Consider the following 8398-nt stretch of genomic DNA (forward strand, 5'->3'; position numbering starts at 1 on the left):
CTTCAACGCCGGAACCATAGCTAATCCTGGAATTAACCCCTACCGGAAATTCACCATCATTAACCCAACCACATTGGCAAACCTTACGCATTTTGTGATATTCTTTCACTATGGGACGAATAGGCGGAAGGTCTATTTCTTGACGAATTTCCAACAAGCTTGCTTCCTTTGCGGACAAATCCGCCCCACAATGAGTGCAAAAATCGGAACAAAGGCCAATTATCTCATCCGGTTTTTGCATCGTCAGCGTTTTGCCTACATGTCCTTTTTGACCGCCAACCGGACGACCGGTCTTTTGGCGAAGGTTCACTTTTTGGGTGCCAATAGGGTCTTTGCAGGGAGGAAGATGGCTATTCTGACTGGTTTTAGGGTGCTCATAACGGGACAAGCGTGCGCGTAAGTCGGCTATCTCCTTGTCTTGAATCTCAATTGCTTTTTTTTGAAGCTCATTCTCCTTTTGTAAAGTTCGAACCTCCGCAATCAATGTCTTCACTAAAATCTCTATGTCCATTATATCTCCCATATTACTATAACGGGAAAAGTGTCGGTTTAGTATTTAAAGTTCAGGATGATTCGTTTTTTTTTAGTCCGCTGTGGGGAGGTGCTGTATAGTAACGTCAAAAAATATTTGTGATAAATATAAAAATAAATTGCATTTTAATAAAAATAATTTCACTTTTTTTTTGCAATTAAGAAAATTATTTGTACCTTTGCAGCGTTAAAACGACAGCCGCAAAGGTCGTCCAAACAACACCCTTGCGGCTTTTAATTTTTTTTAACATGAAAGAACACTGCAGTTAAAAGCTCAGCCTCCACAAAAGGGGCGAAAGCCCCTGCCTTGCGCTTACACGGTGCAAAGATAGCCGGAAATTTTTATTTTTGCAAGTTTTCTATACCATTCATTTTCAATGAATTATTTTTTGAGGCTGAATTGCTGTCTTTCGGGGTACCTGTTTGCAGTAATGCAAAAATTTCGTACCTTTGCTCCTTGATTAGTTGTTTGTATTTCATACAACAAAAGTAAATAAATTAATCGAACAGGGAGAACTTTTCTCTCTGTTTTTTTACTTTTGTCGTTCTTAGAAGTTCTGTTCGCGACCTCTTTATTTACGAGCAAAATCTAGGTTGCTCGTAATAGCGATTTTTCGCAGTTACTAATTGAACTTACCGTCCATAAATTATAAATATCAGACAGTAAAAGTTTTAAGTATCAAAAAAAATATTACTTTTGCGGCATGAAAATGCAATTATTCGAGCCGTTACGGCTGAAATTTGAGAGTGCGAATTGGGCAAAGAACCCTGAATTAGGGCTGTTTGACACGATTTTAGAGCTTCATCCTGAGTTGATCAAGCTCGTTGAGGCAGATGTAGTGAAAGGGTGTAAATTGAGCAAATTTGGTCGCCAAGATATGCCAAGTGTAGAACAGATTATGCGAGCTGCGATATATAAGGAGGTTAAGGGTTTGGATTACAGGGAGTTAGAGGAGGCACAAGAAGATTCGCGCATTTGCGAACAGTTTCTTAAGATAGACTCATTACGTCCGTATAGTTTTCAGGTGTACCAGAAGTATATATCGAAAATTACAGCAGATAGTTTGGAGAAGTTATTGGTAGAGATCAACAAGATAGCTATATCTGAAGGCTTAGAAGATGTACAAAAATTGCGTCAGGATAGCACAGTAGTTGAAACAAATATTCATTATCCAACGAATAATTCATTGATTTGGGATTGCATCAAAGAAAGTCATCGGTTGCTTACGCAATTGAATGAAGAAGTACAAGTAGCTAATTTTAGGGACTATAGGAAAAATGCTAAAAGGACTTACTTTCTGATAAACAACACAAAATCAAGTAAAAAAAGTAAGAAAAAAGCTTCACCGGAAACGGCAACAGAAGCTCTTGATAAACGCACAGAATTGTTTAGAAGACAGCTTATTACGTTTACCAAATGCATCAATCAAGTATCAAACGTTGTAAAAAAAAAGGACATATATAATGTAACACCCGCAGCATTTGCTTTGTTATCACAATTGGAATTTTTTGTGTTTGTGATGCGACAGGTTTACGATATGACGCAACGGCATGAAATTAAGGGAGAAACGGTTTCCAATGCTGAAAAAATATTTTCCATTTACGAACAGCATACCGACATCATTGTGAAAGGGCAACGCGAAGTGCTGTTTGGACACAAAGTAGATTTGGCATCCGGGCGAAGCAACCTGATATTGGGCTGTGACGTATGTCTGGGCAATCCGGCAGACAGTTCTCTTTATCAAGGGATGGTTGACAAGGTGATAAAAGATTATGGCATAGTCCCTCGCGACAGTGCTACCGATGGCGGTTATGCCTCCAAAGCCAACATGGAATATGCTCTGAGTAAGGGGATTAGGAACGTTGTGTTCAACAAGATAGTAGGAAGTTTACGGAACGTAGTGAGCAGCAAAAACATGGAAACGCGCTTGAAAAAGTGGCGTAGCGGTATGGAAGCGGTTATTTCGAACGTCAAACGGGGCTATGATTTGTTTCGATGCAACTGGAAAGGGCAAGCGCATTTTGCACAAAAGGTGCTTTGGAGTGTCATTGCATACAATATTAGAGTGATGACTGCCAAAGTCATATTGTCTATATAAACAGCTGATAATCAGAATATTAACAAACTCAAAGGGGAGGATTATGTCTTGACAGCTCAAAAAAGTCAAAAAATGGGGTCAAAAAATGTTTTGGGGGCAGATGAACTCAAAATATGACAAAAAACGGTCTCATTTTGTCTGTGTACGAGAAGTTTGAAGGGGACGAAGTCCTTCAAAAAATATAAAAGACGGACTGTATGGACAAACTCTAATTAATCTTTTTTTTGTCCGAATCCTAATTTACAGGATTTTAGGATTTTCAGGATTTTTCATCCTGTTCATCCTTTAATCCTGATTCAGAATGATAATTGCAATCCCACATTAAACCTCCTGTTGAGCGGATATCCCATGCCATTGCCTCCCATTTCGGGGTCCCACAATTTGAAGGGACTGACTACGAACAGGTTTTCGGCACTGAAATAGACTCGGAGGTTTTCTAATTTTATCTTCTTGAGGGCACTCGTGTTGTATCCCAATTCAACGTTTTTCATGCGCAGGAATTGAGCCGTCGCGTAGCCAAATTCAGCGAAATAACGGGCATCAAAGTCGTATCCGCCCTTGGTGGTAATCAGGATCATACCTGTCCCAACATTTGGTTAATTTTTGTTAAAACGCGACAAAATCGGGGATATACGCTTTATGAGAGGGCAAAATCCAATGAAAGTTGTATAAAATCTTTTTCTGCAAACAAATTGGGCGGCGATGTTCCGTGCTTGCGAGCTTTCCGTACCCTGATTTGTGTAGCATTCACGATGTATCCAAGTCTGTTGCATTGTGTCAGGCAAACTCGTATCAGGGTTACAAAGTGTCCGAAGCGGTGAGGTGTCTTACATAAGGTGCGGCGAATCAGTTCCAACAGCAAGTAACATATCAGAGATATGAAAATTTGCGACTTACAGGCATTCTCTGTTGTGCCTATAAATGTTTTTATCTGCAAATTTTGTTTGATTAACTTGAAAAACGTTTCAATCAACCACCGCCTTTTGTACAATTCAGCAATGGTTGTTGCACTCCATTCTAAATTATTGGTTATCAAAACGATTGTCCTATCATCTTCTTCAATATACACAGCTACACGGCGCAATTCTATCTTGTCTAACCCTGTTTCTTTGGCTGCCGTACCTGTCAAATGAATAATTTCGTCTTTGAGAATATGAAAATCCTTGTCTTCGGGCAAATCCAACTCCCGAACCGATTGGTAGAGAATATTCCTGACTTTGACAATGCGTCACCCAAATTGAAGTTAAGCGTACGAGAACCCCATATTTGAATCAAAAAATAATTTTTAGGGCATTTATGCGATTCTCAGACGCTCAAAATGCCTTGCGTCACCCAAGTGTTAAAGTCAGGTGAAAATCCTTGTCTTCGGGCAAATCCAACTCCCGAACCGATTGGTAGAGAATATTGTCTTTCAAACGGGTCACAAAATGATTTTCATCGTCTATCCTTATCTTGAACAATTTGCAGTCAAAATAGCCCCTATCATCCACCACAATCGTCCCCTTGGAATAGCGAAAATCATCTACACCCCGTCTATCACTCACTTTTGCTTCTGAAATATTGATGATGTCCGGCACCATCATCGCTTCATCCAATGAAACGTGAGCCTTTATACCGCCTTTTGCTGTCCTATATTTTGCCCACGGAAATAGCTTCAGAGAGACCGTCATGATAGTGGCATCTATAATTTTTATGGTCTCATTCTTGATTTCATCAATGACTTTATAGTCGGGATGGTGACTAAGGGATCGTTTATAATAATCCAGCAAAAATAGTATAACTGCTCGAATACCTTATAGTTACGCTTCCCATTACTCGTACTCATCGTGGACTTTGCCGGACTTTGCTCTAAACCAATGTCCGCCAAAAACTCCGGCGATTGGTCAATACCCATCGCGATTTCCCGAAGACTCAAGCAGCGGTTCAGCTGTCCAAACATTGTACTAACTAACTGATCATAAGTAAAATAAACTGAGCAAGACTTATCAGAACTATACTGTGCAACACATTTACGCAATAAATTACGTGGAATCAAGTCAACTATTTGCTTGAAAATTGGCGTGTCCGATTTTTTACCTAACTTTGTACCCATAAGAAAGTTCTTTTTGAAGTGTTATTTTTTTCGTTTAACAATTCAAAGGTAATGCTTTTCAAGGAACTTTCTTATTTTTCTATAAACTTGGGACAGTTATGAATCAGGATAATACCGTTGGCACAATGATTTTCTTATCGAGAAATTGTTCGTAATAGCGTTTAACCAATCGGCAAAAACGCCATTTTCAAAAAAAATATGAAAACGGCGAAATTGCACTTTAGTGCACCCTATGCGAATCGAACGCATATCGTAAGAACCGGAATCTTAAATTCTATCCATTGAACTAAGGGTGCATATTTTATTTTTATTTAATCTCTCGTCATTGGCTCGCGCATAGCCAGTTGTATTTCTGCATCGTCGAACATTTTGACGTTGGTGAGCGTGAAATTGTGGTCGAGGAAATCGCCAAATTCGTTGCATGTAAGTTGTGCGTTGAATAAAACATCGCGCACATCTATCGTCACTTCGTTCAGAAACAGGATGTAAAAATAGTTTTCTGCGATGTGCATTTGTTCTATTTCGCCTCCTGCGCGGTCTATCGAAAACGCAAATTCCTTTTCGATGAGTTTGCGCTGGTAGTCCGAAAACGGCTTCAAACACATGGAGCGGAAAAAGGCATAAAAGCGAAATTTGCTGCCTTTGCCACCCAATCCGGTAGAGATAACAATCTGATTTTCTTCCAAAAACTCCGCATTCATCATCAATTTTGCCTGCTGGAGCGACAGATTTGTCCAATCGGTCAATCGAGCATCCGGTTTTCTGTTCGCAAATTCCTGTATTGCCCTGTAAGCCGCCACATCGCCCGATGTGGCCAAATAAGTCAACGCATATTTCAACTGCTCAAACGATGAATTGCTCGCTCGCAATGCTTCAATCTGTTGCGTCACAGAGTCTTTGCCATTATTGGCTCGTAGCCGTTCCGCGTAGGTAAAATACTCCAACTGTTTCTCAACCGGAACGATGGTTTCGAGGATATGAAAAGACCTCCCCATCTGACGCATCGTCTGCTGAAAATCGTTGAATACACCATTAATGTTAATACCTTCTATTTCCATTTTTTTTTCCTTTTTTATGACTTTCGATAGCTTTTTCGACCCCTTATGCGCTGATAAAACAAAAAATATTCATCCACAAAAGGTTGAATTATATCAAACAGCGGCAAAGATAGATAAAATTTTGGTAATCCCAAAACGGATGCCGTTCTATTTATAACCAACCACTGTGTTAAAAGCCGCAGCAGAGCGGTTGCACCAAACAAAACGAACCATTCTGAGGAATAAGCCGATTCTGTTACAACCAACACCCAAATTGCCGAGGCGATGAGGGACGCATAAAATCCGATGCGCGTCCATGACTCAACAGCCCAAAACACTTTCGGACCCCATTTATAATAGGCTCCCGTCATCACGCGGTTGTTTTTCATATCTCGCCAAGTCTGATATTCGTTCAAACTCGCCGTTACCACACTTTCCGGCGAGAGTTCGACCGCTAAATTGCATTTAGGGGCTATCTCGTCCACAAACAAATCATCCTCGCCCGAATCCATGATATTGGAATTGGAAAAACCGCGCTCCTTCAAAAACCGTTCTTTGCTATAGGCTAAATTTTTGCCGTTTGCCATATAAGACCTGCCCAACAGTGCCATAGTAGCCATTTTGAGGTTAGAGAAATAGTAGTCATAGACCATATACGATTTCGAGTGGCTGTCTAATGTACTAAATCCTAAAACCACGGTGTCCAAGGTTTTAAAATGGCGCGACATCTTCGAAATCCAGTCCGGACTGTTCGGCGCACAACACGCATCCGTAAACAAAAGTGTGTCGTATTTGGCCGCTTTTATGCCTATCGTGAGTCCTAACTTCCTGCGGCTCAGGCTCATAGTTTCTGCCGGCACATACGTGTGATACAACTGTGGATAACGTTGCGATAAACTGCCTATCACTTCGCTCGTTTCGTCACTCGAATCATCATCAACAAAAATAACCTCATAGATGGGATAATTTTGCTCCAATAAAATCGGCATATATTCGCGTAAACTTTGTGCCTGATTTTTTGCACAAACAATGACGGAAACCGGCGGCTGAGCCTCTTCGACTCTCTTTTTTACACGTTTGACAGCACGTATACGCCGGTTGGGTTTTGCCAAAAACAGCCAATAATAAAGCAATTGGACAATCAAGCACCCTGCTAACACGGACACTAAAACGATACTTACCGTGTCGGTTAAAGTGCCAATGATGCTCACAAAATCAAAATCAAATTCAACAAATTCAAACATATTCTCTATTGTTTATAATAAATCTAAAAAATAGGACTTCGGTAACTGCCTACAGTTATACTGTGAAGCCATAATTTCGCCATACGCCCCTGCCGAACGGAGTGCCACCAAATCGCCCCGTTGCGTTTGGGGGAGTTGGATGTCCTTTGCAAAACAGTCCGACGACTCACAAATCGGACCCACAACATCGTAGGTAACCTTCTCATGGGTGGGTGCCGTCAAATTTTCAATCAGATGCGAGGCTTCGTACAATGCCGGACGAAGCAATTCCGTGAAGCCGGCATCCAACACGACAAACTTTTTCACACTGCCCTCTTTCACATATAACACTTTGGAAATCAGCGTTCCACACTGCCCGACAATCGAACGACCCGGCTCGAAATGGACTTGCTGCCCGGGTGCTACCGGAAAATAATCGTGAAAAGTTTTGAAATAAGCCTTAAAATCGGGAATCGGATGCGCATCCGGCTGTTCATAATCAATGCCCAGACCGCCGCCAAAATTCAGATGCTCAACACGCATACCACGCTTTAACAAACTCTCCTGCAATGTTTTAGCCCTGTCGCAAAGCAGCTGAAACGGCTCCAAATCCAACAGTTGCGACCCAATATGAAAATGCAAACCTATCAACTGCACATGTTTCAACCCTGCCAATGTGTCCAACACCGCATCTAACCGGTCGAGATTGATGCCAAATTTATTTTCCTTTTTGCCGGTTGTGATATGCGCGTGGGTGTGTGCATCCACCTCCGGATTGATTCGCAGAGCCACACGAGCCGTTTGAGCCTTTGCCGCCGCCAACTCGTCAATCACCTGCAATTCGGGTATCGACTCCACATTGAAGCAAAAAATGTTATGGTCTAAACCCAGATTTATTTCCCAATCAGCCTTTCCAACACCTGCAAACACCACTTTATCGGCAGAAAAGCCCGCATCCAAAGCCGCCTGAATTTCGCCGCCGCTCACGCAGTCTGCCCCAAAACCTGCCGCTTGAATCATCGCCAGAATACGCGGATTGGCATTGGCTTTCACCGCATAATGCAGGTGATAGCCACAGGCAACAGCCTCTGACAGAGCCGCTTGCAACGTTCTGTTCAGAAGCTCCGTATCGTAAAAATAAAACGGAGTCCGCAAATCTTTTAACTTCTCTATAGGAAACATCTCTTTTATGCTATCTTTTGAAATCAGCCCGCAAAGGTACGAAATAGTTTTGAGTTATTAGTTATGAGTTATGAGTTTTTTTTCCGTTACTGCCTTGATAAATGTTTTGAGCGTTTGGGGCGGGTTGGGTGTTTTCATAAAAGTTTCGCCCATCAGGAAGCCTTGAATACCTGTTTGCCGCAGTTGAACCACCGTTTGGGGGTCGGACAAGCCACTTTCGGAGATTTTCACCAA

The 8398-nt window shown here is 41.6% G+C and carries 9 protein-coding genes and 1 pseudogene; 1 reads left to right on the forward strand and 9 read right to left on the reverse strand.

Annotation, left to right across the window (positions count from 1 at the left end):
- Positions 1-523, reverse strand: a 523-nt coding sequence (locus ASC50_RS03565) for an IS66 family transposase zinc-finger binding domain-containing protein (protein WP_193391199.1), incomplete at its 3' end; no start/stop codon positions are given.
- Positions 524-1235: 712 nt separating this feature from the next.
- Here ASC50_RS03565 and ASC50_RS03570 point away from each other — a divergent pair.
- Positions 1236-2630: an ISNCY-like element ISSydi1 family transposase gene (locus tag ASC50_RS03570; RefSeq protein WP_056928721.1), complete on the forward strand. Its 1395-nt coding sequence runs from the start codon at positions 1236-1238 to the stop codon at positions 2628-2630.
- Between the two features lie 296 nt (positions 2631-2926).
- On the opposite strand, the gene ASC50_RS03575 is transcribed toward ASC50_RS03570, so the two are convergent.
- The 8 genes and pseudogenes from ASC50_RS03575 to ASC50_RS07165 all read right to left on the reverse strand — a co-directional run.
- Entirely contained in the window at positions 2927-3208 is a 282-nt protein-coding gene (locus ASC50_RS03575) for a hypothetical protein (RefSeq protein WP_055432705.1), read from the reverse strand.
- Positions 3209-3267: 59 nt separating this feature from the next.
- Positions 3268-3813: a transposase gene (locus tag ASC50_RS03580; RefSeq protein WP_055432704.1), complete on the reverse strand. Its 546-nt coding sequence runs from the start codon at positions 3811-3813 to the stop codon at positions 3268-3270.
- Positions 3814-3958: 145 nt separating this feature from the next.
- Positions 3959-4399: a transposase gene (locus ASC50_RS06710; protein WP_056928723.1), complete on the reverse strand. Its 441-nt coding sequence runs from the start codon at positions 4397-4399 to the stop codon at positions 3959-3961.
- Entirely contained in the window at positions 4321-4722 is a 402-nt protein-coding gene (locus ASC50_RS08470) for a DUF4372 domain-containing protein (protein ID WP_082592071.1), read from the reverse strand. The genes ASC50_RS06710 and ASC50_RS08470 overlap by 79 nt, the downstream gene beginning before the upstream one ends.
- 311 nt (positions 4723-5033) lie before the next feature.
- On the reverse strand, positions 5034-5780 hold the full coding sequence (locus tag ASC50_RS03595) for a hypothetical protein (protein ID WP_158648370.1): 747 nt from the start codon (positions 5778-5780) through the stop codon (positions 5034-5036).
- A gap of 14 nt (positions 5781-5794) precedes the next feature.
- Positions 5795-7003, reverse strand: a complete 1209-nt coding sequence (locus ASC50_RS03600) for a glycosyltransferase (protein WP_055432700.1) — start codon at positions 7001-7003, stop codon at positions 5795-5797.
- A gap of 12 nt (positions 7004-7015) precedes the next feature.
- Positions 7016-8164 carry a diaminopimelate decarboxylase gene (gene lysA / locus ASC50_RS03605; protein ID WP_055432699.1) on the reverse strand — a complete coding sequence of 383 codons (1149 nt, stop codon included), beginning with the start codon at positions 8162-8164 and terminating at the stop codon, positions 7016-7018.
- Positions 8165-8221: 57 nt separating this feature from the next.
- A pseudogene (locus tag ASC50_RS07165) lies at positions 8222-8398 on the reverse strand (indole-3-glycerol-phosphate synthase TrpC); the annotation flags it as partial.

The organism is Candidatus Symbiothrix dinenymphae, from assembly GCF_001431085.1.

What these genes read in the sequence shown, in the direction of transcription:
- ASC50_RS03570 (WP_056928721.1), top strand. Translation starts at nt 1,236, where the DNA reads ATGAAAATGCAATTATTCGAGCCGTTACGGCTGAAATTTGAGAGTGCG.
- ASC50_RS03575 (WP_055432705.1), bottom strand. Translation starts at nt 3,208, where the DNA reads ATGATCCTGATTACCACCAAGGGCGGATACGACTTTGATGCCCGTTAT.
- ASC50_RS08470 (WP_082592071.1), bottom strand. Translation starts at nt 4,722, where the DNA reads ATGGGTACAAAGTTAGGTAAAAAATCGGACACGCCAATTTTCAAGCAA.
- ASC50_RS03595 (WP_158648370.1), bottom strand. Translation starts at nt 5,780, where the DNA reads ATGGAAATAGAAGGTATTAACATTAATGGTGTATTCAACGATTTTCAG.
- ASC50_RS03600 (WP_055432700.1), bottom strand. Translation starts at nt 7,003, where the DNA reads ATGTTTGAATTTGTTGAATTTGATTTTGATTTTGTGAGCATCATTGGC.
- lysA (WP_055432699.1), bottom strand. Translation starts at nt 8,164, where the DNA reads ATGTTTCCTATAGAGAAGTTAAAAGATTTGCGGACTCCGTTTTATTTT.